20 protein-coding genes and 1 rRNA gene are annotated in these 26,942 nt (G+C 62.6%); 13 read left to right on the top strand and 8 right to left on the bottom strand.

What is annotated here, in order from left to right; translation table 11 throughout:
- The 8 genes from rrf to AB5Y93_RS14465 form a co-directional block, all read left to right on the top strand.
- A 5S ribosomal RNA gene (gene rrf, locus AB5Y93_RS14500) occupies positions 1-101 on the top strand; the annotation flags it as partial.
- Positions 102-265: 164 nt separating this feature from the next.
- The gene (ebgR, locus tag AB5Y93_RS14495; protein ID WP_368229697.1) at positions 266-1,237 is read left to right on the top strand and encodes a transcriptional regulator EbgR; all 972 of its coding nucleotides are present in this window, start codon (positions 266-268) and stop codon (positions 1,235-1,237) included.
- 315 nt (positions 1,238-1,552) lie between these two features.
- Complete coding sequence (gene ebgA / locus AB5Y93_RS14490) at positions 1,553-4,627, top strand: beta-galactosidase subunit alpha (protein ID WP_368229696.1); 3,075 nt, start codon at positions 1,553-1,555, stop codon at positions 4,625-4,627.
- Complete coding sequence (locus AB5Y93_RS14485; RefSeq protein WP_368229694.1) at positions 4,624-5,079, top strand: beta-galactosidase subunit beta; 456 nt, start codon at positions 4,624-4,626, stop codon at positions 5,077-5,079. The genes ebgA and AB5Y93_RS14485 overlap by 4 nt, the downstream gene beginning before the upstream one ends.
- A gap of 102 nt (positions 5,080-5,181) precedes the next feature.
- Positions 5,182-6,627, top strand: coding sequence for an amino acid permease (locus tag AB5Y93_RS14480; protein WP_368229692.1), 1,446 nt, complete (start codon positions 5,182-5,184; stop codon positions 6,625-6,627).
- A gap of 62 nt (positions 6,628-6,689) precedes the next feature.
- Positions 6,690-7,028 carry a tRNA-binding protein gene (locus AB5Y93_RS14475; RefSeq protein WP_076492726.1) on the top strand — a complete coding sequence of 113 codons (339 nt, stop codon included), beginning with the start codon at positions 6,690-6,692 and terminating at the stop codon, positions 7,026-7,028.
- 166 nt (positions 7,029-7,194) lie between these two features.
- Entirely contained in the window at positions 7,195-8,640 is a 1,446-nt protein-coding gene (locus tag AB5Y93_RS14470) for an amino acid permease (RefSeq protein ID WP_319860270.1), read from the top strand.
- 273 nt (positions 8,641-8,913) lie between these two features.
- Positions 8,914-9,885 carry a bile acid:sodium symporter family protein gene (locus AB5Y93_RS14465; RefSeq protein WP_368229690.1) on the top strand — a complete coding sequence of 324 codons (972 nt, stop codon included), beginning with the start codon at positions 8,914-8,916 and terminating at the stop codon, positions 9,883-9,885.
- Between the two features lie 59 nt (positions 9,886-9,944).
- On the opposite strand, the gene ovoA is transcribed toward AB5Y93_RS14465, so the two are convergent.
- The gene (gene ovoA, locus AB5Y93_RS14460; protein WP_368229688.1) at positions 9,945-12,092 is read right to left on the bottom strand and encodes a 5-histidylcysteine sulfoxide synthase; all 2,148 of its coding nucleotides are present in this window, start codon (positions 12,090-12,092) and stop codon (positions 9,945-9,947) included.
- A gap of 298 nt (positions 12,093-12,390) precedes the next feature.
- On the opposite strand from ovoA, the gene AB5Y93_RS14455 reads away from it, so the two are divergent.
- The gene (locus AB5Y93_RS14455) at positions 12,391-13,113 is read left to right on the top strand and encodes a DUF2807 domain-containing protein (RefSeq protein WP_368229687.1); all 723 of its coding nucleotides are present in this window, start codon (positions 12,391-12,393) and stop codon (positions 13,111-13,113) included.
- Between the two features lie 72 nt (positions 13,114-13,185).
- On the opposite strand, the gene AB5Y93_RS14450 is transcribed toward AB5Y93_RS14455, so the two are convergent.
- From AB5Y93_RS14450 to AB5Y93_RS14440, 3 genes are all read right to left on the bottom strand, one after another.
- Positions 13,186-13,692, bottom strand: coding sequence for a DinB family protein (locus AB5Y93_RS14450; RefSeq protein ID WP_201872738.1), 507 nt, complete (start codon positions 13,690-13,692; stop codon positions 13,186-13,188).
- A 63-nt stretch (positions 13,693-13,755) separates the two neighbouring features.
- Positions 13,756-14,604 carry an S-formylglutathione hydrolase gene (gene fghA / locus AB5Y93_RS14445; RefSeq protein WP_039039543.1) on the bottom strand — a complete coding sequence of 283 codons (849 nt, stop codon included), beginning with the start codon at positions 14,602-14,604 and terminating at the stop codon, positions 13,756-13,758.
- 48 nt (positions 14,605-14,652) lie between these two features.
- The gene (locus tag AB5Y93_RS14440) at positions 14,653-15,780 is read right to left on the bottom strand and encodes an S-(hydroxymethyl)glutathione dehydrogenase/class III alcohol dehydrogenase (protein WP_010672469.1); all 1,128 of its coding nucleotides are present in this window, start codon (positions 15,778-15,780) and stop codon (positions 14,653-14,655) included.
- 118 nt (positions 15,781-15,898) lie between these two features.
- Between AB5Y93_RS14440 and AB5Y93_RS14435 the strand changes: the two genes are divergently transcribed.
- Positions 15,899-16,804 (top strand): LysR substrate-binding domain-containing protein, encoded by a 906-nt coding sequence (locus AB5Y93_RS14435; protein WP_039039541.1) that lies wholly within the window; start codon positions 15,899-15,901, stop codon positions 16,802-16,804.
- Between the two features lie 63 nt (positions 16,805-16,867).
- Here the strand turns inward: AB5Y93_RS14435 and AB5Y93_RS14430 are convergent, their stop codons facing one another.
- From AB5Y93_RS14430 to AB5Y93_RS14415, 4 genes are all read right to left on the bottom strand, one after another.
- Positions 16,868-17,833, bottom strand: coding sequence for an ABC transporter permease (locus AB5Y93_RS14430; protein WP_010672471.1), 966 nt, complete (start codon positions 17,831-17,833; stop codon positions 16,868-16,870).
- A gap of 2 nt (positions 17,834-17,835) precedes the next feature.
- Positions 17,836-18,954: an ABC transporter permease gene (locus tag AB5Y93_RS14425; protein ID WP_042864622.1), complete on the bottom strand. Its 1,119-nt coding sequence runs from the start codon at positions 18,952-18,954 to the stop codon at positions 17,836-17,838.
- Positions 18,955-19,033: 79 nt separating this feature from the next.
- A complete protein-coding gene (locus AB5Y93_RS14420; protein WP_039039558.1) occupies positions 19,034-20,611 on the bottom strand; it encodes an ABC transporter ATP-binding protein in 1,578 nt (525 codons plus the stop codon).
- Positions 20,612-20,712: 101 nt separating this feature from the next.
- Positions 20,713-21,711, bottom strand: coding sequence for a BMP family protein (locus AB5Y93_RS14415; protein ID WP_041212138.1), 999 nt, complete (start codon positions 21,709-21,711; stop codon positions 20,713-20,715).
- A gap of 588 nt (positions 21,712-22,299) precedes the next feature.
- Between AB5Y93_RS14415 and AB5Y93_RS14410 the strand changes: the two genes are divergently transcribed.
- From AB5Y93_RS14410 to uvrD, 3 genes are all read left to right on the top strand, one after another.
- Entirely contained in the window at positions 22,300-24,207 is a 1,908-nt protein-coding gene (locus AB5Y93_RS14410; protein WP_128297287.1) for a hypothetical protein, read from the top strand.
- 4 nt (positions 24,208-24,211) lie between these two features.
- A complete protein-coding gene (locus tag AB5Y93_RS14405; RefSeq protein WP_124244684.1) occupies positions 24,212-24,673 on the top strand; it encodes a hypothetical protein in 462 nt (153 codons plus the stop codon).
- Positions 24,674-24,741: 68 nt separating this feature from the next.
- A complete protein-coding gene (uvrD, locus tag AB5Y93_RS14400; protein WP_368229684.1) occupies positions 24,742-26,913 on the top strand; it encodes a DNA helicase II in 2,172 nt (723 codons plus the stop codon).
- Positions 26,914-26,942 lie beyond the last annotated feature (29 nt).

Genomic DNA, 26,942 nt, shown 5'->3' with positions numbered 1-26,942 from the left:
CGCCGTGGAACCACCTGATCCCATGCCGAACTCAGAAGTGAAACGCGGTAGCGCCGATGGTAGTGTGGCATTCGCCATGCGAGAGTAGGACACTGTCAGGCACCTATTCAGAAGAGGCCTCCCATACGGGAGGCCTTTTTGCATTTCTGTCCTCCCGCCTCAATTCCCTGCTTCTATTTCAGTAAAAATGCTGGGCTATCAAGGGATTGCTCGTTACTCTTTAGCCGTTGCCCGATGAACACGTGATGCTGCCTGCGAGGTATTGATGGCTACGTTGAAGGAAATTGCACAGGAGGCGGGGGTATCGCTTGCTACCGTATCCCGTGTGCTGAACGAGGATCCCAGCCTGAGCGTCAAGGACGAGACCAGGCAGAAGATCTTCGAGATTGCCGAGCGGCTGGAGTACAAGACCAGCAGCGCCCGCAAAGGGGTGCACAAGAGCAAGCTGCAGCTCCTGGCTGTCTACGCCTATCCCCAGAGCACCGAGGTCAACGATCCCTATTACCTCGCCATCCGCTACGGCATCGAGACCCAGTGTACCCGCCTCAACATCGAGCTGGCCCACTGTTACAACGGTGCCGAGGGGCGTGAGCTCTCTGCCGTCGATGGCATCCTGGTCATCGGCCATCTGCCGGAAGAACGGCTGGCCGTGCTGCGCGGCCTGTCTGCCCAGCTGGTGTTCGTGGATTGCCGCTCTCAGGGGGATTTTGACTCGATTGACGTTGATTTGGCACTCATCAGCCAGCAGGTAGTGGACTTCTTCATCGCCGAGGGCCATCAGCGCATCGGCTATATCGGTGGCCAGGATGATGGCCCGGATCTGCGGGAACTCGCCTTTCGCGATTATGGCCAGCGGCTTGGCGTGGTGCAGGAGAGCGACCTCTATCGCGGAGACTTCTCCAGTGCTTCCGGCTACAAGCTGGCGAAGGAGATGCTGGCCGGTGACTGGCCCAGGGCGCTGTTTGTCGCCTCCGACTCCATCGCCATCGGTGTGCTGCGTGCCATCCACGAGAAGGGACTGGCGATTCCCCAGCAGATCGAGCTTATCAGCGTCAACGATATTCCGACTGCCAAGTTCACCTTCCCGCCGCTCTCAACGGTGCGGATCCACTCCGAGTTGATGGGCTCCCAGGGAGTCAATCTGTTGGTCGAACGGCTACGTGACGAGCGTGATATTCCCCTTCGGGTGCTGGTACCGAGCAAGTTGACCCTGCGTGGCACTACGCGCTTATTTTAGTAAAATACCCTGCATTTTAGTCGCACCATCTTGCGGTGGTGCGACACCCCTCCCAAGCAAACCTCTTTCCAATATTATCCAACGACTTCATATCATATTGTTTTATAATTGATTTAATTACAGTTCAGCCAACTGCTATCAACATCCATGCCACTCATTCATATCTTGGTCTCCTTTATCTCCCGCTTCTGATCTCGCTCACAAAACCATCTGTTCATTGTGATCAGGTTAAAACTTTACCTATTCAGAACTGATATTTAGTAAATATTTATCTAGAGTTTACCCAGTTAACGTTGCCTTGTTCCGGGAGGACATGTGAATAACTGGGAAAACGTCCAATTCGTTGGTGAAAACAGGCTGGCTCCGCGTGCCTACTTCTTCTCTTATGCCGACCACGCGCTGGCGGCCACCATGCAGCGCGAGCTGAGCCGCCGTTTTCTGAGCCTTGGCGGTCAGTGGCAGTTCCACTACTTCGACCACCCCCTGCAGGTGCCGGAGGCCTTCTATCACAGCCCCATGAGCGAGTGGGGCCAGATCACCGTGCCCAACATGTGGCAGATGGAAGGACATGGTCAGTTGCAGTACACCGACGAAGGTTTTCCCTTCCCCATAGACGTGCCCTTCGTGCCGACCAACAACCCCACCGGCGCCTATCAGCGCAGCTTCACGCTGAGCCCGGCCTGGGAAGGCGAGCAGGTGATCATCAAGTTCGACGGGGTGGAGACCTACTTCGAGGTCTATGTGAACGGCCACTATGTCGGCTTCAGCAAGGGGAGCCGCCTCACCGCCGAGTTCGATATCAGTGCCTACGCCAAGGTTGGCGAAAACCTGCTGTCGGTGCGAGTGATGCAGTGGGCGGACTCCACCTACATCGAAGATCAGGACATGTGGTGGATGGCGGGGATTTTCCGCGACGTCTACCTGGTGGGCAAACCGGCGGTCCATGTGCAGGACTTCTTCATCCAGACCGCGCTGGCGGATGACAGCCAGAGCGCCACCCTGAGCTGCGATATCCAGCTGGAGAATCTGGGAGCGCCAGCCCGTGATCACCGTCTGGTCTGGTCCCTGCTGGATCAGGGCAGCGAGATCGCCAGCGGCTCCCTCGACCATCTCGCCATCGATGGCAAGTGTGATTGCCGCTTCACGCTGGATCTGGCCAACCCCCATCTGTGGAATGCCGAAGACCCTTACCTCTATCAGCTGCAACTCTCCCTCTATGACGATCGAGGGGAGTTGCTGGAGGTGATCCCGCAGCGGGTCGGGGTGCGTGAAATCACCGTCAAGGATGGCCTCTTCTACGTCAATGGCCACTACCTCAAGTTGCACGGGGTGAACCGTCACGACAACGACCACCTCAAGAGCCGTGCGGTCGGCATGGACCGTGTTGAGCGCGATATCGTGTTGATGAAGCAGCACAACCTCAACTCGGTGCGCACCGCCCACTACCCGAACGACCCGCGTTTCTACGAGCTGTGCGACCAGTACGGTCTGTTCGTGATGGCGGAGACCGACGTGGAGACCCACGGCTTTGCCAACGTCGGCGATCTCAGCCGCATCACCGACGACTCCTTCTGGGAGCCGGTGTTCGTGGACAGGATCGAGCGCCATGTGCACGCCCAGAAGAACCACCCCTCCATCATCATCTGGTCGCTCGGCAACGAGTCCGGCTACGGCTGCAACATCAGAGCCATGTACCAGCGCTGCAAGGCGATCGACCCGACCCGGCTGGTGCATTACGAAGAGGATCGCGATGCCGAGGTGGTGGATGTGGTGAGCACCATGTATTCCCGCGTCTCCCAGATGAACTGCTTTGGCGAGTTCCCGATGGCGAAGCCGCGCATCCTCTGCGAATACGCCCACGCCATGGGCAATGGCCCGGGTGGCCTGAGCGAATACCAGCAGGTGTTCGACCGTCATCCCCACATTCAGGGCCACTACATCTGGGAGTGGTGCGATCACGGCATTCTGGATCAGGACGAGCAGGGCCGCCCCGTTTACAAGTACGGCGGCGACTACGGCGACTACCCCAACAACTACAACTTCTGCATGGATGGCCTCATCTATCCGGATCAAACCCCGGGGCCTGGCCTGCGCGAGTACAAGCAGGTGATCTGCCCGGTCAAGGTGCGCGAGCTGGATCTGGCGAGCGGCAAGCTGGAAGTGGAAAACCGCTACTGGTTCTCCACTCTCGACGATATCCGCCTGCTGGTCGAAGTGAAGGCTGAGGGCGAGCTGCTGGCCAGCCAGCAAATCCGGTTGGAAGGGATTGCCCCCGGTGCCACCACAGATCTGCAACTCGAACTGCCATCCCTAGATGGGCGGGAGACTTTCGTCCAGCTGCGGGTCATCAAGGCCACCGCCACCCATTACAGCGCGGCGGAGCACGAGCTGGGCCAGTACCAGTTCCAGCTGAAGGCATCGACTCGCCAGCTGCAGCCCTTTGCCAATCCCAACGCCACTGCGCTGCAGATTGCCGATGAGCGCCTCGCGCTGACCCTGAGCGGCAGCGGCTTTGCCCTGCGCTTCTCGCGCCTCGACGGCAAGCTGGTGAGCTGGCAGCAGGACGGTATCGAGCTCATCGAGCGCTCGCCGCGCCTCACCTTCTTCAAGCCGATGATCGACAACCACAAGCAGGAGTACGAGAGCTTGTGGCACCCGAACCACCTGCAGATCATGCAGGAGCACTTCCGTGGCTTAAGCTGGCGTCAGCTGGGCGAGGCAGTCGAGGTGACGGTCGAGAGTCTGATCGCACCGCCGGTGTTCGACTTCGGCATGCGCTGCCGCTACGTCTACACCCTGAGCCCGAACGGCCAACTGCACGTGGCCCTATCCGGTCAGCCCTATGGCGGTTATGACGACATCATCCCCAAGATCGGCTTCGAGCTGGGCATTCGTCAGGATCTCGACCGGGTGCACTACTACGGCATGGGGCCGGGCGAAAACTATCAGGACAGCCGCCAGAGCAACTGGATCGACAGCTTCCAGAGCACAGTCGGCGAGATGTGGGAGCACTACCCCTTCCCGCAGGACAACGGCAACCGCCAGCAGGTGCGCTGGGCGACCCTGACCAACCGTCACGGCGCCGGTCTCTACGTGCGGCCCGATGCCCCCATCAATCTGAGCGTCTGGCCCTACAGCTGGGATCATATCCACGCGGCGCAGCACATCAACGAGCTGGAGCCCTGCGGTTATCTCACCCTCAATCTGGATCACAAGGTGCTGGGGCTGGGCTCCAACTCTTGGGGTTCCGAGGTGCTGGACTCCTGGCGAGTGCGTTTCGAGCCATTCAGCTTCGGCCTGACCCTGCTACCTATCGCCCGTGGCAACCTCAATCCGGCTGCGCTGGCCGGGCTCGATCTCACCATCAACGGCGGGAGGAACCTCGCATGATCACCCTGGACAACCTGACCCTGTTCAAAAACATCTACCGGGAGGGCAAGAAGTGGGGCCGCTGCGTGGAGGCCATAGACAACCTGCCGAACCTCAAGCCCGGCATCTGCCACTCCATCGGTGACTCCCTCACCTACCGCTTGCAGGAGGGGGCCAGTCCGGCCACCTCCCTGTTCGAGGGGCAGCGCCGCTACTTCGACGTCCACTACTACCTGGAAGGGGCAGAGACGGTCGAGTGGGCTGCCAAGTCGGAGTTGCAGGTCGAGCAGGCCTATGACGACACCACAGACCGCGAGTGGCTGGCTGGCGAGGTGCGTGCGCGCCAGAAAGTCGGCAACGGTCAGGTGGTGATCTTCGAGAACGACGAGGCCTACCGTTTCGTCGGCGACGGGCCGGTGCGCAAGGTGATCATCAAGGTCACCGTCGAAGGCGGCTACTTCAAAAACAAATAACAAGCCGCTGGTTCTGCACTGACAAAAGCCGGAAGGGCGGGGCTCACCCTACAAATCATGCCCCGCCCTTTCGCGAGATAACTACAGGTCTGGAGATGCACTATGTCTGATTCCAAACGCAATACGATAGGCAAGTTTGGTCTGCTGTCGCTCACCTTCGCGGCGGTATTCAGCTTCAACAATGTCATCAACAACAACATCGAGATCGGTCTGGCCTCGGCCCCGATGTTCTTTCTGGCCACTATTTTTTACTTCATTCCGTTTTGCCTGATCATTGCGGAGTTCGTGTCACTGAACAAAAACTCCGAAGCAGGCGTCTATGCCTGGGTGAAGAGCTCCCTCGGCGGTCGCTGGGCCTTTATCTCCGCCTACACCTACTGGTTCGTGAACCTCTTCTTCTTCACCTCCTTGCTGCCGCGGGTTATCGCCTACGCCTCCTATGCCTTCCTCGGCTATGAGTACATTCTCACCCCGGTGGCGACCACGGCATTGAGCATGGTGCTGTTTGCCTTTGCCACCTACGTCTCCACCAACGGCGCCAAGATGCTCGGCCCCATCACTTCGGTGACCTCGTCCCTGATGTTGCTGCTGACCCTCTCCTACATTCTGTTGGCAGGTGCGGCACTGGTGGGCGGCGTACAGCCAGCCGACCCCATCACGGTAGAGGCCATGGTTCCCGATTTCAGCTGGGCCTTCCTCGGCATCACCACCTGGATCTTTATGGCAGCCGGTGGCGCCGAGTCAGTGGCGGTCTACGTCAATGACGTGAAAGGTGGCTCCAAGTCCTTTGTGAAGGTGATCATCGTCGCCGGGATCTTTATCGGCGTGCTCTACTCCATTGCATCGCTTTTGATCAACGTGTTCGTCCACAGCGACACCCTGAAATACACCGGCGGCTCTGTGCAGGTGTTCGAGGGGCTGGCAGCCTACTTCGGTTTGCCTGAGATCCTGATGAACCGCTTCGTGGGTCTGGTCTCCTTCACCGCCATGTTTGGCTCCCTGCTGATGTGGACGGCGACCCCGGTGAAGATCTTCTTCTCCGAAATCCCGGCCGGCATCTTCGGCAAGAAGACGGTCGAGCTGAACGAGAACGGCGTGCCCGCTCGCGCCGCCTGGATCCAGTACCTCATCGTGCTGCCGCTGATGGTGATCCCGACCCTGGGCTCCAACACCGCGCAGGATCTGATGAACACTGTCATCAACATGACCGCCGCCGCCTCCATGCTGCCGCCGCTGTTCATCATGCTGGCCTACCTCAATCTGCGGCTGAAGCTCGACCACTTGCCGCGGGAGTTCAAGATGGGCTCACGCACCACCGGCATCGCCGTGGTCTCGGTGCTGATCGTCCTCTTCTCGGTGGGCTTCCTCGCCTCCACCTTCCCGACCGGCGCCGACATCATGACCATCATCTTCTACAACGTCGGCGGGATCGTGATCTTCCTCGGCTTCGCCTGGTGGAAATACAACCGATACGAGGCCTCCCTCAGCGCCGAGGCGCGCGCGAAAGAGGCCGAGCCAACGGCGCAGGTCGTCATCCAGCCGTCATGACCCCATCAAACCGGGTGGCCGTTGGCCACCCGCAAACCGTTGAACCAGAAAAGGAAAAGAGCATGAGCGAGACGATCGAGTTTGCCGAATTCAAACGGGTCGAGATGAAGGTGGGCAAGGTGCTGGAGGTGGTGCGTCACCCCGGGGCCGACAAACTCTACATCGTCCAGATCGACGTGGGCGGCGAGCGGCCGCTGCAGACCGTCACCAGTCTGGTGCCCTACTACAGCGAAGAGGAGCTGATGGGCAGCCAGGTGGTGGTGCTGACCAATCTCAAACCGACCAAGATGCGCGGCGAGCGATCCGAGTGCATGTTGCTCTGCGCCGAGACCCCGGACGAGAGCCAGAGCGTGCTGCTGCAGCCGCGGGTGCCGATGGCGCCGGGCACCCCGATCGTCTGACTGGTATTGCGAGCCGGTGCGGGAGACGGCACCGGTTCACCAACGAGGCCGTCCTCGCGGCCCGATCATAACAAGAGCGTAACGCGCGGGGCCGACAGACCCTTGCCGAACACATCACAGAGTCACAGCGTTACCCGCAAGGAGCGCAAGTCCACTGGAGGACACCATGTCTGAATCCGTACGCGGCACCATAGGCAAGTTTGCCTTGTTGTCGATGACCTTTGCCGCCGTGTTCAACGTGCGCAACATCGTCAACAACAACATCGAGCTGGGGCTCAGCTCCGCCCCCATCTTCCTGCTGGCGACCATCGTCTACTTCATCCCGTTCGTCTTCATCATCGCCGAGTTCGTCTCGGCCAATAAAAACTCCGAGTCGGGGATGTACGACTGGCTGAAAAAACCGCTCGGCACCCGGATGGCCTATCTGGGCTCGTTTCTCTACTGGTTCGTGAACCTGTTCTGGTTCGTCTCCCTGTTGCCCAACGTCATCGCCTACGCCTCCTACGCCATGCTGGGCTATGAGTACAGCTTCTCGCCCATGGTCACCTCAGTCATCTCCATCGTGCTGTTTGCGGCGGCGACCCATATCTCTACCAAGGGGGCAAGCTGGCTGGGAAAGATTGCCGAGATCGTGGCCTACGGGGTATTTGCCCTGTTCGCCATCTATGTACTGGGCGCCCTGATGGCCCTGAGTGGCGATCATGTGCCGGCCCAGCCCATCACCCTGGAGGCGATGACTCCCACCGTCAACTGGGCGACGCTCGGTATCATGTGCTGGATCTTCCAGGCGGCGGGCGGTGCCGAGACGGCGGCGGCCTACCTCAATGACGTGAAGGGGGGTCAGAAGTCCTTCATCAAGGTGATCATAAGCGCCGGTATCGTCATCGGTGCCATGTATGCCCTCGGTTCCCTGCTGGTGAACGTGTTCGTGCCGCGCGAGAGCCTCACCTACGCCGGCGGCATGGTGGAGATCTTCACCGGCATGGCCCAGTACTTCCAGCTGTCGGAAGCGCTGGTGGGCCGCTTCGTCGGCGTGGTGCTGTTTATCGCCATGTTCGGCTCCATGATGATGTGGACCTCGGCGCCGGTGAAGATCCACTTCTCCGAGATCCCGCAGGGGGTTTACGGCGAGAAGACCACCCAGCTCAACGAGCACGGCGTGCCGGTGCGTGCCGCCTGGTGGCAGTTTGTCTTCGTGTTCGCGATGCTGGTGGTCAACGGCTTCGGCTCCGAGTCGGTGCAGCAGATGATGAACACCGCCATCAACCTCACCGCCGGTACCGCCATGTTGCCGCCGATCTTCATCATGGTGGCCTACTTCGTGTTCCGCTGGAAACATGACGACACCCCCCGCGAGTTCCGCATGGGGTCGCGCACCTTCGGGATGGGGGTGGTGTCGGTGCTGATCGCCATCTTCGTGGTGAGCATGAGCGCCTCCGCCTTCCCGGCCGGGGTGGATCTGGTGCGCGCCTTCTTCATCAACGTCTTCATGACCGCGGTCTTCTCGGCGCTGGCCTACTGGTGGATCTCCCGCTTCGAGAAGCGTCAGGCCCGCAAGTCAGGTGGCAACGAGAAGAAAGCGGGCAGCGGCCCCCTGGCCAGCCAGCGCTGACCGGCATGTGGCACACAGGAGACGGGCGGCCTTGGTCGCCCGTTTTTTATTGGCCGGATCCGGGGCCGGAGGGGCAAACCCGTTTAGTTTTGCTGTGAGAATGTGCGTTATCGTTTAACAAAATGAAACAAATGAAGCTGCCGCTCAACTTTGCACCACAGGGTGTTCGGGGTAAGCTTGTCCCTTCGTATCCGGGGTCGCCGCCTGATGACGCCTTCCCCGTGCCCTGTCGTCCCCATCCCGTGCGGGACGCGCTTTCTCTGGAGACTCTCCGTGCGTCTGGATCCTTTTACCTCTGTGCTGATTGCCGTGGTGGCCCTGGCCTCCTTCTTCCCCTGCGAGGGGCAGGTGGCCGTCTGGTTCGGTCTGCTGACCAAGCTGGCGGTGGCGCTGCTCTTCTTCATGCACGGTGCCAAGCTGTCGCGCCAGAACCTGATGGCGGGCCTCGGCCACTGGCGGCTGCACCTGGTGGTGATGGCGAGCACCTTCCTGCTCTTCCCGCTGCTGGGGCTCTTGCTCACGCCGCTGGTGCCCCAGTGGCTGAGCCCGGCCATCTATCTCGGCTTCTTGTATCTGTGCGCCCTGCCCGCCACCGTGCAGTCGGCCATCGCCTTCACCTCCATGGCGGGGGGCAATGTGTCGGCGGCGGTGTGCAGCGCCTCGGCCTCCAGCATCCTCGGCATCTTCCTCTCGCCGGTGTTGGTGGGGCTGATGATCAATGTGCAGGGGGAGGGGGTCGATACCTGGCACTCCATTCAGGCCATCATGGTGCAGCTGATGTTGCCGTTCGTGGTGGGCCACCTGTCACGCCCCCTCATCGGTGGCTGGGTTGACAGCCACCGGCCGCTCATCGGCAAGCTGGACCAGAGCTCCATCCTGCTGGTGGTCTATGTGGCCTTCAGCGAGGCGGTGGTACAGGGGATCTGGCACCAGGTCGGTTGGTATGATCTCGCCAGCATCGTGCTGCTGAGCTGCGTCTTGCTGGCGCTGGTGCTGGGGTGGAACGTCTGGATCAGCCGTCGCCTCGGTTTCGACAAGGCGGACGAGATCACCATCGTCTTCTGCGGCTCCAAGAAGAGCCTGGCCAACGGGGTGCCCATGGCCAACGTCATGTTCCCCGCCGCCAGCGTCGGTGTCATGGTGCTGCCCCTGATGATCTTCCACCAGATCCAGCTGATGGTGTGCGCCGTTCTGGCCCGCCGCTACCGCGAGCAGGAGGCACTGCCCCAGGTACAGGAGGGGTAAGCGGTCCGGATAAAAAAAGAGGGAGGCCAGTGGGCCTCCCTCTTTCGTTTGCCGCGTCGTCAGCGTTTGCGCCAGACGGTGAGCTGGGCCACCGTGTGCTGGTACTTGCGGGCGGTCTCGCGGATGACGAAGGGGACGTCCCTCGGGGGCATGTGCTCCTCGAACTCCTCCGCCAGCAGCCGTTGCAGCGCCTGATAGGTGCCGAGGGCCTCGCCGTTTTCCCGGATGCCGCCGAGCCAGTTGGCCTTGGGGGTGTAGTCGGTCAGCCAGGTGTAGGGGCTGGTGAGCACCAGCAGGCCGCCGCTGCGAAGGCGCGGAGCAATGTCCCGCAGGAAGCGGGCAGGTTCCCGCAGCCGGTCGATCAGGTTGGAGGCGAGCACCAGGTCGTAGTCGCCGTACTTGGGCTTGAGGTTGCAGGCATCCCCCTGGCTGAAGTGGACCCGCTCGCTCTGCTCGCGACCGAGCTCGTGGCGGGAGAGGCGCGCCTCGCAATACTCCACCAGATCTCCTTCCACCGGCACCGCGTAGCGGAAGCTGTCCTGTCTTGCCAGGGTCAGGGCCACGTCGATGAAGCGGGCCGAGTAGTCCACCCCGTCCACGTGGGCGAAGCGGCGAGCCAGTTCGAAGCTGGCGCGGCCGGTGGCGCAGCCGATATCCAGCGCCCGCTCATGGCGGCCGCAGAGCTCGCTGGCAAGAGCGGCCAGAGCCTCGGCGTAGTTGGCGACCCCGAAGTGGTTCGGACCGTACTGGAAGTCGAGATACTGGGCGACCAGGGTGTCGGTTTCATAAGGGTTCACGATGACGGGCTCCTGATGGCGTGAGACCAGGTAGCGGAAGCCCGCGTGCTGGAAGAAGTGGCGACGGAAGGCATAGCGGGAGGATTTGAGTGCCTCGTTGCCGGTGCTGATCCAGCTCCCGCCCTTGATGAGGGTGTGCTTGCCGTCGAAGGTGGGGGTGGAGAAGTCGTCGTAGAGGGGGTGCACCTTGAACCCCTCGAAGCCGTCGATGGCGGTGCTGGTCCACTGCCAGACGTTGCCCACCAGATCGAAGAAGCTGCCCTGGGGGCAGGCATCCACCGGGCAGGAGGAGGCGAAGCGGGCCAGGTTGATGTTGCCGGGGGCCTCCATCCAGTCCGGCTGATCGCCGACCAGTTGCTCCCGCAGCAGCATCCACTCCCCCTCGCTTGGCAGCTGGACGGGCAGGCCGGTCTGATCCGCCTTCCAGCGGCAGAAGGCGGCGGCCTCCAGCTGGTTCACCTCCACCGGCCAGTCCCAGGGCATGGGGACCTGCTCGGTCATCAGCCGCAGTTGCAACTGCTCGGGTTCATTGGGATCGCCGACCCAGAAGGTAGGCATGCGGGCGTTGGCATACTGGCGCCAGCCGCGGCCCTCGTCATCCCACCAGGCGGGCGCTTCATATCCGCCCGCCTGCACGAAGGCCAGGTACTCGGCGTTGCTCACCAGCATGCGGCTGGCCTGGAAGGGGGCCAGCTCGATGTGGCGCTCGCCGTATTCGTTGTCCCAGCCGTAGGTGGCATCCTGCTTGCCGAGTCGCACCTGGCCGCCGGCCACCGGCAGCAGGGTGTTGACGGGGACGGCGGCGAGATCGTGGCGCGCCTCGGGGCAGACCGGCCACTGGGGCTGGCTGCGCACCCAGGCCAGGGGCAGCTGGCGGATCAGCGCGCTGGAGGTCTCGAGGTGGATGCGCTCGTGCTCTATGCCCATCAGGATGACCCAGGCCGGGCTCTGCCAATGGATGGGCAGCTCGATCGGCATCCGCTCGATGAACTCACACACCAGGGCGCGCACCCGGCCGCGGTAGTCACGCAGTTCGGCCACCGTGGGCCAGTCGTAGTGGGTTTCGTCCAGATCGTCCCAGCTCATCTCGTCCACCCCGATGGCGACCAGGGCCTCGATGCGTGGGTCGAGCCGACTCTCGATGAGACGGGCCGCCAGCAGCTTGTTGACGAAGAAGGCGGCGGTATGGCCGTAGTAGAAGATGAGCGGGTGGCGCAGGGGGATCGCCTTGTTGAACCAGGCCCGCTCGTCGGCCAGGCAGTCGAACAGCGAGTCGTAGAGATCGAAGGTCTGGCAGAAGTAGGCGAGCAGCTCGCGGCGCTTGTGGTCGGGATCGTCGCCGGTCAGCAGCGGGGTGCGGGTGGGGGCAGGCAGGCCCGGATGGACGAATGAGTGGCTGGCTTGGGTCACGCTCTGACTCCTTGTTGATTCTGGCGGGTGAAGCAGCGATGGAGTGCTCTATACGCACCAGGTATCACTATTGGCTCAACGAACCGGGGCGGCAACCAAAAAAATGGGTCAACACCCCCCTTCGGGTGTGGTCAGATTGACCAGATTGTGGTCTGAATGACTCTTTGTTATGGACCCTTCGAGCCTCGAAATATTGAAATGGATAGATAAATCATGATGTTAGCCATATGGCACAGGGTTTGCTGATTGCCACTCACCTGCCGCGCCGTGCGGCAAAGAGGAAACGAGGAGTAGCGGGATGAAATGGATGCTGGGAGTGGTGCTGGCCCTGGGACTGACCGGATGCAGCTGGCAGGATGACGTCAAGGTGCGCGGGGAGGGGGCCGTGGTGGAGCAGCAGCATCCCCTGGGGCGGGAGGTGACCCGGGTGCTGGCGGGCGTGCCCGCCAACCTGTACCTGGTGGCGGGAGAGAGCCACACCCTCAGGGTCAAGGGGGAGGCCAATCTGCTGCCCTATCTGGTGCTCACCGAGAAGGGGGAGAAGCTGGAAATCGAGGTCAAGGATGGCTACCGGCTCGACCCCACCCAGCCGCTGGAGATCACCATCACCCTGCCGACGCTGCACGAGTTGGCACTGGCGGGAGTTGGCAACGGCGCCTTGCGCGACTTCAAGGGGGATGATCTGGTGCTCTCCCTGGCGGGCACGGGGGACATCGTCGCCAGCGGGCTGACGCTGGATCGGCTGGAGGGCAACATCGCCGGGCTGGGCAACCTGGATCTGGGGCAGGGCTCCGCCCGGGTGATGGAGCTGAACATCGCCGGCGCCGGTGGCGTCAAGGGGGCCGGGCTCGCCAGCGAGGAGGTCGAGGTGAGCATCGCCGGCAGTGGCGAGGTCGAGGTGCGGGCCCAGTCTCGGCTCAAGATAGAGATCGCCGGTGCCGGTGCGGTCAACTACTGGGGCAGCCCAGCGCTGACCAGCGAGATCGCGGGCTCGGGCCAGGTGAGCCGGTTGGGGAGCTGATCCCATCACCGCAACAATGAAAAAGGCCCCTTGGGGCCTTTTTTGCAGGATGTGACACTGTGGGGCGGTGCCTCACTCGAGGGGGAGTGCGAGGCCCAGATCGGCGTTCAGGCGCATCAGCAGCCACTGCATGCCGGCGAGGTGCTGGTGGTCATGGCTGACGAGCAGGCGCACCAGACCGTCCAGGGTCACCTCCCCATAGCCGCCATAGCGGGCGCGGCGCTGCCAGGCGTCGGACGGCACCTTCTTCAGCCATTCGACGGTCTGCAGGCGGGCGGTGCGAAAGCGGTCGAGCTGCGTGGCGGTATCCTGTCGGGGGTAATCATGGTCCAGCGCCAGCTGATAGCCATCGAGGGAGGCGAGCTCCGGCAGGCTCTCCGCCAGGGTGCGACGAAACCGCACCTGATAGCCCAGCACCTCGATGTCCAGCAGGTGGCAGAGGTGCCCCCTGGCACTGAAACGCTCGGAGGGGATCCCGGCCCAGTTGGCGGGTTCCCAGTCCAGATGGCCGGTGGGGACCTGTGCCAGCAGCCGCTCGAACTGGTCCGGCATGGCCAGCAATGTGGTGAAGAGAGGCATCCTTGTCTCCTGTTTCCGGGTGAATGGCCGCCCGCTGACGGGGCGGCCACGAGCGGGTCAGCCTCAGGCCGGTTCGCCCAGGTGGTTGGCGTGAAAGCGCAGGTGTGCCTCGATGAAGCTCGCCACGAAGTAATAGCTGTGGTCGTAGCCGGCATGGCGGTTGAGCGTCAGGGGCCACGCCCGGGTGGCGGCCACTTCGGCCAGGGTGTCGATGCCGAGCTGCTCCGCCAGGAAGGGGTCGTCCAGCCCCACGTCCACCAGGGTCGGCAGGGGCGGGCTGTCGTGGTGTCGCAGCAGCTGGCAGGCATCCCACTCCTGCCACAGCAGGGGGTTGTTGCCGAGGTAGGCGCCGAGGGCCTTCTGGCCCCAGGGGCAGCGGCTCGGGTGGCTGATGGGGCTGAAGGCGGACACCGAGCGGTAGCGACCCGGCTCGCGCAGGGCGGCGATGAGGGCGCCGTGGCCTCCCATGGAGTGGCCGCTGATGGCGCGCTTCGTCGAGACCGGGAAGTGGGTCTCGATGAGCTCGGGCAGCTCCCGGGTGACGTAATCGTACATCTGGTAGTGATCCCGCCAGGGGGTCTGGGTCGCGTTGACGTAGAAACCCGCCCCCATGCCGAGGTCATAGCCGGGATCGTCCGCCACCCCTTCACCGCGGGGGCTGGTGTCCGGCGCCACCAGAGCGATGCCGAGCTCGGCGGCGATGCGCTGGGCCCCGGCTTTTTGCATGAAGTTCTCGTCGGTGCAGGTGAGACCGGAGAGCCAGTAGAGCACCGGGACTTTCTGGCCGGTGAGGGCCTGGGGCGGCAGGTAGATGGCGAAGCGCATCTCGCACCCCAGCACATTGGAGCGGTGGCGATACTGCTTGTGCCAGCCGCCAAAGCTCTTGTTGCTGCTGATGATGTCCAGATTCATGTAAGGACTCCTTGCCCCGCCCATGCGATGGGCGGGGCGCTCATGGGATCAGTAGTGGATGACGGTGCGGATGCTCTTGCCTTCGTGCATCAGATCGAACGCTTCGTTGATCTGCTCGAGGGGCATGGTGTGGGTGATGAAGTCGTCCAGCTTGAACTCACCCTGCATGTAGCGCTGCACATAGCTCGGCAGCTCGCTGCGACCGCGCACGCCCCCGAAGGCGCTGCCGCGCCACACCCGGCCGGTGACCAGCTGGAACGGGCGGGTGCTGATCTCCTGGCCCGCACCGGCCACGCCGATGATGACGGATTCGCCCCAGCCCTTGTGGCAGCACTCCAGCGCCGCGCGCATCACCTTGACGTTGCCGATGCACTCGAAGGAGAAGTCGACGCCACCGTCGGTCATCTCGACGATCACCTCCTGAATGGGCTTGTCGAACGTGTTCGGGTTGATGCAGTCGGTGGCGCCCAGCTTGCGTGCCAGCTCGAATTTGCTCTCGTTGATGTCGATGGCGATGATGCGGCCGGCCTTGGCCAGGCGCGCGCCTATGATGGCGGAGAGGCCGATGCCCCCCAGCCCGAAGATGGCGACGCTCTCACCCTCTTTCACCTTGGCGGTGTTCATCACGGCGCCGATGCCGGTGGTGACGCCGCAGCCCAGCAGGCAGACCTCTTCCAGCGGGGCGGCCGGATCCACCTTGGCGATGGAGATTTCGGGCAGTACCGTGTATTCGCTGAAGGTGGAGGTGCCCATGTAGTGGTAGATGGGCTGGCCGTCCTTGGAGAAGCGGGTGGTGCCGTCCGGCATCAGCCCCTTGCCCTGGGTGGCGCGGATCTTCTGGCACAAGTTGGTCTTGCCGGATTTGCAGAACTTGCACTCGCCGCACTCGGGGGTGTAGAGCGGGATCACGTGATCGCCGACCTTGACGCTGGTGACGCCCTCGCCGACGGACTCGACGATACCGCCCCCTTCATGACCCAGAATGCAGGGGAAGACCCCTTCCGGATCTTCACCGGAGAGGGTGAAGGCATCGGTGTGGCAGACGCCGGTGGCGACGATCCGCACCCGCACCTCGCCGGCCTGGGGCGGCATGACCTCGACCTCTTCGATGGAGAGGGGCTGACCCGGTCCCCAGGCGATGGCGGCTTTACACTTGATGCTCTGAACCTGTGCCATGAATGACGTCCTCGTAGTGGTTGGATGAACGGAAATGAGTTCGGAGATCCAGTGTAGTTTCCCGCCGATTTGGTGATAATAACGCTAAGTATCAAATCACTTTTACACACAGGTAATAATGTTCGGCTGGGAAGGGGTCTGTGAATTTGTCAGCGTGGCGGAGCAGGGGGGCTTTACCCCGGCCGCGCGCAAGCTCGGGGTGTCGGTGGCCCAGGTGAGCCGCCAGGTGGCGCAGCTCGAAGACAGGCTGCAGGCTAAGCTGCTGCTGCGCACCACCCGCCAGGTGCGACTCACCGAACTCGGGGAGATCTATTTTCGTCACTGCCGCCAGTTGCTGGACAACCTCTACGAGGCGGAGCTGGCGGTGGGACGCCATCAGGCGGTGCCCCAGGGCTCCTTGCGCATCACGGCCCCGGTCTCCTACGGCGAGAGCCGCATCGCCCCCCTGGTGAACGACTTCATGGTGCGCTTCCCCCAGCTGGAGGTGACCCTCAACCTCACCAACCAGTTGCTGGATCTGGTGCACGAGGGGTTCGATCTGGCGATCCGCCTCGGCCACCTCAAGGATTCGACCCTGGTGGCCCGCAAGCTGGCGCAGCGGGTTCCCTATGTGTGCGCCTCCCCTGCCTACACCGCCCGCCACGGCATGCCCAACAGTCTCTCGGAGCTGGCCCGTCACACCTGCCTGGTGGGCAACGGGGACGAGTGGCACTTCACCCTGAACGGTAAACCCCACAGCGTGCGGGTACGCGGTCTGCTGCAGTGCAACAGCGGCCACGCCCTGCTGGATGCGGCCATCAAGGGGATCGGCATCATCCAGCTGCCGGACTACTACGTGAGCGACCACCTCGCCCGGGGGGAGCTCATCGAGCTGCTGCCGGAGCTGCGGGCCCCCGAGGAGGGGATCTGGGCCCTCTATCCCCACAACCGCCACCTCTCCCCCAAGGTGCGGCTGCTGGTGGACTATCTGGCCGAGCGCCTCAGTGATCCCCATCAACCCGCCCTGGTGCGGCCCATCGGTTGAGCCGTCGCCCGAAACAGAAAAGGCCCGCATGTGCGGGCCTTTTGCATGGCATGAAGGGCGGGGCTATTCCCGCTCCTTGACGTAGGGGGTGCCGAGGGCCTTGGGGGCCACCGCCTTGCCGATGAAACCGGCCAGCAGGAAGACCGTCAGGATGTAGGGCAGCGCCTCGATGGCCTGCACCGGGATCGGGAAATCGCCGATGCTGACCCCTTGCAGCCGGATGGCGACCGCGTCGAGGAAGCCGAACAGCAGACAGGCCGCCATGGCGTTCCAGGGGCGCCACTTGCCGAACACCAGGGCCGCCAGCGCCATGAAGCCCTTGCCCGCGCTCATGTTGGGGATGAACTGGGCGGTCTGGGCCACCGCCAGATAGGTGCCCCCGATCCCCGCCAGCAGGCCGCCGATGATGAGGGCGGTGTAACGCATGCGCACCACGGAGATGCCTGCGGTGTCGACCGCCGCCGGGGCTTCGCCCACCGCCCGCAGCCGCAGGCCGAAGCGGGTGCGGAACAGCACCCACCAGGCCAGGGGCACGGCGGCGAAGGCCACGTACTCCAGCAGGGAGTGACCGCTCAAGAGCTCGCTGTAGAGCTGGCCGATGACGGGTACGTCATAGAGCTCCTTGGCATAGGGCAGGTCGATGGGGGCGAAGCGCGCCGCACCGGAGAGCGCCGGGGTCTGGCCCCCCTGATCGAACCAGTAGCGCCCCAGGGTCACGGTGAGACCGGCCGCCAGGATGTTGATGGCCATGCCGCTCACCACCTGATCACCCCGGTGGGTGATGGTGGCGAAGCCGTGCAGCAGGGCGAACAGGATGGAGATCCCCACCCCGACCCCCAGCCCAATCCAGGCGGAACCGGTGACGGCGGCGGCCGCCGCACTGGCGAAGGCGGAGGCTAGCAGCTTGCCCTCCAGGGCGATGTTGACTACCCCGGAGCGTTCACAAAACATCCCGGCCATAGCGGCAAGAATGAGCGGCGGAGCGGTACGTATGGTGGCATCCAGCATCAGGATCAGCATTTCGAACATGATCAGGCTCCTTTCACTTGGGCGGCCGGGCGGTTGGCAAAGGTCAGATAGGCCTGCTCGATGCGCGGGCGCAGCATGTGCTCCAGGGCGCCACAGAACAGGATCACCAGACCCTGCAGCACCACGACGATGTTGCGGTCCACCCCGAACTCGAAGCTGAGCTCGGCGCCACCCTGATAGAGGAAGCCGAACAGCAGGCTGGCGATGATGACGCCGACCGGGTGGTTGCGGCCCATCAGGGCCACCGCGATGCCGGTGAAGCCGAAGCCTTCCACGAAGTTGAGCTTGATCTGGTGCAGCTCACCCTGCAGCACGTTGAGGGCGAAGAAGCCCGCCAGCATGCCGGAGATCACCATGGCCAGGATCACCACCTTGGGGTAGGAGATGCCCGCATAGGCGGAGGCACTCTGGCTTGCGCCCACGGAGCGGATCTCGTAGCCCCAGCGGGTATGCCAGATGAAGACCCACACCAGGGCCGCACAGATCAGCGCCCAGAAGAAGCTGATGTTGAGGGGGCTGTTGGGCATGGCGATGCCGAAACCGGCCGCCAGCTCGCTCATCTTCGGCAGCCAGCTCGCCACGGCGAACACCTTGCTCTCGGTGGCCATGGATCCTGGCGGCTTGAAGACGTCTACCAGCAGGTAGGCCATCAGGGAGGCGGCGATGAAGTTGAACATGATGGTGGTGATGACGATGTGGCTGCCCCGCTTGGCTTGCAGCCAGGCCGGGATGAAGGCCCAGGCCGCGCCGAACAGGCCGCCTGCGATGATGGCCAGCGGCAGCAGCAGGGCGAACGGCAGTACGTCCCCGAGCAGCAGACAGACCAGACCGACCCCGAGGCCGCCGATATAGGCCTGCCCTTCACCGCCGATGTTGAACAGGCCGGCGTGGAAGGCCACCGCCACCGCCAGACCGGTGAAGATGAAACCGGTGGCGTAATAGAGGGTGAAGCCTATCCCCTCGCCGGTGCCGAAGGCGCCGTACCACATGATTTCGGCTGCCTCGATGGGGCTGATGTCGAGGTAATAGAACAGGATGGCCGACACCAGGAAGGCCAGCAGGATATTGACTGCGGGCAGCACGCCCACGGATATCCAGGCAGGAACACGTGCTTGGCTCATGAATGGGCCTCCTTGATATCGTCGGGGACTGGTGTGTTGACCATCATCAGGCCGAATCCGTTACAAGTGGTTGTGACCTTCATGATGTGGCCCCTTGTGATTGGCTTGCCGCCACGTCGTCGGGGACTATGTTCGCCATCATCAGGCCGATGGTGCGTTCATCCGCCCTAGCGCCGTCCAGCTCGCCGACGATGCGGCCATCGGCGATGACCAGAATGCGGTCGGAGAGGCTCATGATCTCGTCCAGCTCCACCGACACCAGCAGCACCGCCTTGCCCTTGTCGCGCATGGCGATGATCTGCTGGTGGATGTACTCGATGGCGCCGATGTCGACGCCCCGGGTCGGCTGGCCGACCAGCAGCACATCCGGGTCCTGCTCCACTTCCCGGGCGATCACCAGCTTCTGCTGGTTGCCGCCGGAGAAGTTGGCGGTCTTGTGCTCCGGGCTCGGCGGGCGCACGTCCCACTTGTCCATCTTGGCCTGGCAATCCTGGCGGATCGCCTCCTTGTCCTGCAGCCAGCCCTTGTTGTACTGGGCACGGCGGTGATAGCCGAGGATGAAGGCCTCTTTCGCCTCGAAGCGGTTGATGAGCCCCATCTTGTGCCTGTCTTCCGGGATGTGGCCGAGGCCGAAGTTGCGCACCTGCTCCGGATCGGCCGGGTGGCTCTGGCTCACCTCGTGGCGCTGCGCCCCGGCGATGGTGAAGCCGCCCTTGCTGGGCTTGAGGATGCCGCCGAGCATGCTGAGCAGCTCGGACTGGCCGTTGCCGGAGACCCCGGCGATGCCGACCACTTCCCCCGCCCGCACCTCGAAGCTGACGGATTTGACCCGTTCCACCCCGGCGTCATCGACGTAAGAGAGGCCCTCGACCTTGAGCTTGGCCTCGCCCGGCTGGGCGGTGCCCTTGTCGACCTTGAGGCGCACCTTGCGGCCCACCATCAGCTCGGCGAGCTGCTCCTTGTCGGTGTCTTTGGTGGCGACATGGGCCACCATCTCCCCCCGGCGCATGATGGAGACCTGATCCGTGATGGCCAGGATCTCCCGCAGCTTGTGGGTGATGAGGATGACGGTCGCCCCCTGATCCCGCAGCTTTTTCAGCACCTCGAACAGGTGATCCGCCTCTTGCGGGGTCAGCACCCCGGTGGGCTCGTCGAGGATCAGGATGCGGGCACCGCGATAGAGCGCCTTGAGGATCTCGACCCGTTGTTGCAGGCCCACCGGCAGATCCTCGACCTTCTCGTGCAGCGGCACCTCGAGACCATAGTCCCGTGCCAGCTCGCCCAGCAGCTTCTCGGCGGCCGCCAGGCTCTTGCCCAGGCGCCAGCCGTTCTCGGCCCCCAGGATGACGTTTTCCAATACGGTAAAGTTGTTCACCAGCATGAAGTGCTGGTGCACCATGCCCACCCCGGCGGCAATCGCATCTTGGGAGCCATGGGGTTTGAACGGATTCCCGTCGATCAGCATCTCGCCTCTGTCGGCGTGGTAGAAACCGTAAATGATGCTCATCAGGGTCGACTTGCCGGCGCCATTTTCGCCGACGATGCCGTGAATGCTGCCTTTACGAACCTGAAGGTCGATCTGCTTGTTGGCGTACACGTCGCCGAACCGCTTATCGATACCCCTTAATTCGATGGCATAGCGATCTGTCTGGTCCATGATGCAGTCCTTGCGGGTCATGAAGTAGAGACTAAAAACCGGCCCGTGCGGGCCGGTCATCACTGGTTGAGAGTCGTAGCAGTGACTCGGTATTTGCAGGATCAGTACTTACAGGAGTTGTCGCTCATGTAGTCGTGCACCTTGATTTTGCCGGCGATGATGTCGGCCTTGATGCTCTCGACCTTGGCTTTCATTTCCGGGGTGATCAGCTTGGCGTTGTTCTCGTCCAGCGCCCAGTCAACCCCGCCTTCGGCCAGACCCAGGGACTGGATGCCCGGCTTCCAGCTGCCCTTGGCGGCGTCATCCCAGCTCTTGTACGCGGCCAGACCCACGGACTTGACCATGGAGGTCAGCATGGTGCCCGGTTGCAGGTGGTTCTGGTTGGAATCCACACCGATGGCCAGCTTGCCTTCGTCCTTGGCAGCCTGATAGACACCGATACCGGTGCCACCGGCGGCGGCATAGACCACATCGGCGCCCTTGGCGAACTGGGACTTGGCCAGTTCTGCACCCTTGGCCGGGTCGGCGAAGGCTGCCGGGGTGGAGCCGGTCATGTTCTGATAGACGTCGATCTTCGGATTGATGTACTTGGCGCCTTGCTCATAGCCGCACTGGAACTTGCGGATCAGCGGGATGTCCATGCCGCCCACGAAGCCGACCTTGCCGGTCTTGGAGGCGATGGCCGCCAGGGCACCCACCAGGAAGGAACCTTCATGCTCCTTGAAGATGAGGGACTGGACGTTCGGCTTGTCGACCACCATGTCGATGATGGTGAACTGGGTGTTCGGGAACTCGGTGGCGACTTTCTCTACCGCGGAACCCATGTTGAAGCCGACGGCGACGATGGGGCCGTTGCCACGGCTGGCCAGACGACGCAGGCCCTGCTCGCGCTGGGCTTCGTTCTGGGGTTCGAACTCCTTGACCTTGACGCCTTTGTCCTTGTTGTAGACTTCGACGCCGTTGCGGAACACGGCTTCGTTGAAGGACTTGTCGAATTTGCCTGCGGTGTCATAGATGACGGCGGGCTCGGAGGCTGCCTGGGCGGACAGGGCAGCGAGGGTGAGGGCGGCCACGGTGGCCAGCTTGAGCACTTTAGTCACGATCGTATCCTTGATTGTTATGTGAGGGTCCACAACCTGTCTTGGCAGGTCATAAAGCACGCTGGCTAACTGTAAGTGAGCCAGCCCGTTGGTCAAGGGGATCATAGAGGAAAAACGTTTGCGTTAACGGTTTGAAATATAAGCAAATTGCCTTATAAGTGTTTGTTTTATGGTGTTTTTGCAGAATTAAATTCCGGGATTAATAGGGCTCGATCGACATTTGTGTTTGGATTCATGACGTTAGGCGCAACCGTTTTCCTCCCCTGATGAAAAAACTGGCTTCTATCGGCACCAGCCCTGCGGCCTCATCGACGCCACGTTGGCGGGCGGGCTGGCTGATCGCCAGGAGGTCCGCCCCGGGTGTGACAGCCCACGATGGGTGGCTATTTCCCCTCCCAGGGCCGTCGTCTGTGGCCGTTTTTCCTGCTCGCTCGGGGCCTGCGTGATGGCAAGCACACTCATATGGAAATGCATTGGTGTTTGTCATATGGGTACGCTAGGTTATACCCGGATTAACTTGGCCCCCGGGATGGGGCCGTATTTTTGACATTTGTTCGGGTGATAAAAATGAAAAAAAACGTGCTGAGTATGGCAGTGGCTTGTGTGTTGTCCGGTGTCATGTTGACCGCTTGCGGGGGCGGTGGTGACGATAACGGTGGCGGCAGCAATGGTGGCAACAATGGCGGTGGCACCGACACCGGCAGCAAGCCTCTTCACACTGCCGTCTTCCTGGATTCCGTCGTGGGTGGCCTCGACTATCGGTGCAACGATTACACCGGTGTCACCAATGCCAAGGGTGAATTCCTGTTTGATGATGGCGACACCTGCGAATTCGCATTGGGCAACCAACGCCTGGGGGCGGTGACCCTCAAGGCGGGCAACTCGCTGGTGACCCCTTACACCCTGGCGGGTGACGACAAGGAGAAAGCGATCCGCATTGCGGCATTGCTGCAGACGCTCGACAGCGACAGCAATCCGGAGAACGGCATCACCCTCGACAAGGCGCAGGTCGCGCAACTGGGGATCGTCGAACTGGGTAGCGATGACGCCTTCAACACCTCCCTGGTCGAGGCGCTGAAAACAGCGGGCCTCACCAAGGCCGTCGTCTCTCTGGCTGCGGCGAAAGCCCACCTCTCCGCCACCCTGGCTGGCGTCAATGGCCGCTCCGTGGCGGTCGACAAGGTGCTGAGCGATCTGCAGGGACTGACCGATCTGAAAAACCTGGACGTCGAGAGCAAGTTCAAGGAGTACAAGGAGACCCTGCAGGCCGAGACCGGTGAGAGCGGCAAGGCCGATCGCCAGATCGTGCTGGCCATGCTGACCATGCTGGAGGTGACCAACAACCCCGTGGTGGCTGAACGCCTGGGCTTCACCTCGTCCGCCATTGGCAGTGGTTACAGCACCAGCCTGGCCAAGGTGATGGATGTCATCATCCACACCCCCGGCACCGCCTCCGTGGCGCTCAAAGGTGGCAAGGGATATACCCGTGACGTGGCCAAGCTGATGGGCGCCTATGCCGACAGCCTGGAAAACGTCGCGGCTGCCCTGGCCGATATCCAGGATCCGGATTACAGCGCCACCTATGGCGATGACGATACCGTCACCCTCAACCTCGACGGTGCCAAGGCACTGCGGGCGTCTGCGATGGCGATGGCATCGGCCCTCAACATCGCCGCCTCCTACCAGTACGGTCCGGACAGCGCCTATGTCACCCAGCAGGAAGAAGTGACCTTGCCGCGTATGCACATCAAGGACACCTGGGGCATGCAGCCGACCACCACCTATGAAGAGAGCAGCAGCACCTTCGAGACCCAGTTCAGTCAGCAGGAAATCGAGCCGGATGCGCTGGTGGCGCACGCCGATTTCTTCCGTTTGACCGACGATGCCAAGGCACGGTTGGCCAAGGCCAAGTCGCAGTTGAAGGATGCGGTGAGCCTCGCTCTGACCATCGATCAGAGCAAGCTGGACGAATCGTTGACCCAGGATGAGATCGAGGCCAATGCCGCGACTCTCAAGGAGCTGGCGAACCACTTTGCAGGCACTGTGCCCACTATCCAGTGGGAAAGCGTCGAGACCCGATACGTCAATACCGGCATGGGCTGGCAGCCTCAAGAGGTGGGGGTGAAGTACAACATCAATGTGCTGCCGTTCTTCGATGAGATGCTGGATCGCAGTGACATGACCATCAAGGTGACCGGCGGCTGTGATGGCGCCGTGGGGGCGCGGGATGCCGAGCTGTCCAAGGCCATGGGAGAGCCCATGTGTCTCATCACGAGCGACGAGTTCAAGGCACTTGCCCAGAGCGATCGCGGCGCACTGAAGTACATCGGCTGGATGCAGGAAGATCAGGAGAGCCACACCGCCATCTATGCCAAGGGGGTGGGTTATGACTGGTCAACCCAGATGACGCCGGTGGCCGGGTCGACCTTTGACAAGGTATTCGTCTCCTGTACCGACCTGGATGACAACAAGGTCAGCTGTGCCGATCAGCTGTAAACCAGTGGGAGCGCTCCTGACGGGGGCGCTCCTGTTGTGGATGCCGGTGGCACAGGCTGCCGGCATGCTGACGCGCTACACCGATTATCGGGAGCGTGTCTTCGATCGTCAGGGTCAGTTGCAATATCAATTGACCACCCACGAATACTTGCAGCGGATGCCCAGCGGGCGTCCGTCATTGTCCAGTCTGTTTGCGTTGCGAGAGATGCAACGAGCATCACTGCAGCTCAAGCAGGGCACCTTGATGGTGAATGACGTCATCGTGCGCTTCGAGCATGGGCATTATCAGGACGGCATGCTGGTGATGGGGAACACGGAAGTGACCCTGCCTGAGGGCCGCATGCTGGCCGCTTCACTGCGATTTGATCCCGTCCAGCAGGTGCTGGATGCCCCCCGCGCCCGGTTGCTCAGCTTTTCCGGTGAGGTACTGGGCCAATACCGGGACTATCACCGCCCCCTTCGTTGATCCTGCCGGTTGGTCTCTGGCGGCTCAGGCCGTATAATCCCCGCCTGTATAAATAAACAGGAGTGGTGATGGACGTTTCAACCCTGCTCGACGGGCTCAATGACAAGCAAAGAGACGCGGTGGCGGCCCCCCGTTGCAACCTGCTGGTGCTGGCCGGTGCCGGTTCGGGCAAGACCCGGGTGCTGGTGCACCGTATCGCCTGGCTGATGCAGGTGGAACGCTGTTCACCCTTCTCCATCATCGCGGTCACCTTTACCAACAAGGCGGCGGCCGAGATGCGCGGCCGGGTCGAGAAGGTGATCGGCGACGGCGTGCGCGGCATGTGGATCGGCACCTTCCACGGTATCGCCCACCGCCTGCTGCGGGCCCACCATCTGGATGCGGGCTTGCCGCAGGATTTCCAGATCCTCGACTCCGACGACCAGTACCGCCTCATTCGCCGGGTGCTCAAGGCGCTCAACCTCGACGAGAAGCACTGGGCCCCGCGCGCCGTGATGGGCTACATCAACGGCAAGAAGGATGAGGGCTTGCGCCCCGGCGACATCGACCTCTACGGCGATCCCGTCACCCGCACCTATCAGCAGATCTACAAGACCTATCAGGAGACCTGCGATCGCTCCGGGCTGGTGGACTTTGCCGAGCTCCTGCTGCGCGCCCACGAGCTGTGGCTGGGCAAGCCCCACATCCTCGAGCACTACCGCGACCGCTTCCAGAACATCCTGGTGGACGAGTTCCAGGATACCAACGGCATCCAGTACGCCTGGCTGCGCATGCTGGCCGGCGACACCGGCAAGGTGATGATCGTCGGCGACGATGACCAGTCCATCTACGGCTGGCGCGGCGCCAAGATTGAAAACATCCAGCGCTTCCTGACCGACTATCAGGGGGCGCAGACCATCCGCCTCGAGCAGAACTACCGCTCCACCGCCAATATCCTCAAAGCCGCCAACAGCGTCATCGCCAACAACTCGGAGCGCCTTGGCAAGGAGCTGTGGACCGAAGGGGCCGAAGGGGAGCCGATTTCGCTCTACGCCGCCTTCAACGAGGTGGACGAGGCCCGCTTCGTGGTTGGCCGCCTCAAGGATTGGAAAGAGAAGGGGGGTCTGCTCGCCGACTGCGCCATCCTCTATCGCTCCAACGCCCAGTCACGGGTGCTGGAAGAGGCGCTGATGCAGGACGCCATGCCCTATCGCATCTATGGCGGCCTGCGCTTCTTCGAGCGGCAGGAAATCAAAGACGCCATGGCCTACCTGCGCCTTATCAACAACCGTGGCGACGACGCCAGCTTCGAGCGGGTGGTCAACACCCCGACCCGCGGCATCGGCGATCGCACCCTGGAGATCCTGCGCAATAACGCCCGGGATCAGGGCCAGAACCTGTGGCAATCGGCCAAGGCACTGCTCAATGACAAGGTGCTGACCGGCCGCGCCGGCAACGCGGTGCGCGGCTTTGTGCATCTCATCGACGCGCTGGAGGAACAGGTCTCCCTGCTGCCACTGCACCAGCAGGCGGACATCGCCATCCAGCACTCCGGCCTCAAGGCGATGTATCTGGCGGAAAAAGGCGAGAAATCCCAGGCGCGGGTAGAGAACCTGGACGAACTGGTCACCGCCTGTCGCCAGTACCAGCGCCCGGATGAGCTGGAAGACATGAGCGATCTCTCCGCCTTCCTCGCCCACGCGGCGCTGGAGTCCGGCGAGAATCAGGCGGACGAATATGCCGACGCGGTGCAGCTGATGACCTTGCACAGCGCCAAGGGGCTGGAATATCCCCTGGTGCTGCTGGTCGGGGTGGAAGAGGGCATGTTCCCCAGCCAGCAATCCACCGAGGAGTCGGGGCGGCTGGAGGAAGAGCGCCGCCTCTGTTACGTGGGCATGACCCGCGCCATGGAGAAGCTCTACATCTGTTATGCGGAAAGCCGCCGCATCTACGGCCGCGAGATGTTCCACAAGCCGAGCCGCTTTATCCGCGAGATGCCCGCCGAGTGCCTCGAAGAGATCCGGCTGCGCACCCAGGTGAGCCGCCCCACCCAGTACGGCCGCTTCAGCCAGAACGAGGTGCAGCAGAGCTTCGACGCCAGCGGCATCAAGCTCGGCCAGCGGGTGCTCCATCCGAAATTCGGGGAGGGGATCGTGCTCAACTTCGAAGGGGTCGGCCAGCAGAGCCGGGTGCAGATCCAGTTCGACGAGGTCGGTGCCAAGTGGCTGGTGACGGCCTACGCCAGATTGGCAGCGCTCTGACGTTTTTACCCGACCAACCCGGGTCATCT

It is taken from the genome of Aeromonas sp. R10-1 (assembly GCF_040908465.1).
Classification (GTDB): Bacteria; Pseudomonadota; Gammaproteobacteria; order Enterobacterales; family Aeromonadaceae; genus Aeromonas; species Aeromonas caviae.
The sequence above is the reverse complement of the archived record's forward strand: the minus strand, read 5'-3'. Positions and strand labels throughout refer to the sequence as shown.

Coding starts and splice junctions, on each gene's coding strand:
- ebgR (WP_368229697.1), top strand. CDS start 266: ATGGCTACGTTGAAGGAAATTGCACAGGAGGCGGGGGTATCGCTTGCT.
- AB5Y93_RS14485 (WP_368229694.1), top strand. CDS start 4,624: ATGATCACCCTGGACAACCTGACCCTGTTCAAAAACATCTACCGGGAG.
- AB5Y93_RS14480 (WP_368229692.1), top strand. CDS start 5,182: ATGTCTGATTCCAAACGCAATACGATAGGCAAGTTTGGTCTGCTGTCG.
- AB5Y93_RS14475 (WP_076492726.1), top strand. CDS start 6,690: ATGAGCGAGACGATCGAGTTTGCCGAATTCAAACGGGTCGAGATGAAG.
- AB5Y93_RS14470 (WP_319860270.1), top strand. CDS start 7,195: ATGTCTGAATCCGTACGCGGCACCATAGGCAAGTTTGCCTTGTTGTCG.
- AB5Y93_RS14455 (WP_368229687.1), top strand. CDS start 12,391: ATGAAATGGATGCTGGGAGTGGTGCTGGCCCTGGGACTGACCGGATGC.
- AB5Y93_RS14450 (WP_201872738.1), bottom strand. CDS start 13,692: ATGCCTCTCTTCACCACATTGCTGGCCATGCCGGACCAGTTCGAGCGG.
- fghA (WP_039039543.1), bottom strand. CDS start 14,604: ATGAATCTGGACATCATCAGCAGCAACAAGAGCTTTGGCGGCTGGCAC.
- AB5Y93_RS14440 (WP_010672469.1), bottom strand. CDS start 15,780: ATGGCACAGGTTCAGAGCATCAAGTGTAAAGCCGCCATCGCCTGGGGA.
- AB5Y93_RS14435 (WP_039039541.1), top strand. CDS start 15,899: ATGTTCGGCTGGGAAGGGGTCTGTGAATTTGTCAGCGTGGCGGAGCAG.
- AB5Y93_RS14430 (WP_010672471.1), bottom strand. CDS start 17,833: ATGTTCGAAATGCTGATCCTGATGCTGGATGCCACCATACGTACCGCT.
- AB5Y93_RS14425 (WP_042864622.1), bottom strand. CDS start 18,954: ATGAGCCAAGCACGTGTTCCTGCCTGGATATCCGTGGGCGTGCTGCCC.
- AB5Y93_RS14420 (WP_039039558.1), bottom strand. CDS start 20,611: ATGGACCAGACAGATCGCTATGCCATCGAATTAAGGGGTATCGATAAG.
- AB5Y93_RS14410 (WP_128297287.1), top strand. CDS start 22,300: ATGGCAGTGGCTTGTGTGTTGTCCGGTGTCATGTTGACCGCTTGCGGG.
- uvrD (WP_368229684.1), top strand. CDS start 24,742: ATGGACGTTTCAACCCTGCTCGACGGGCTCAATGACAAGCAAAGAGAC.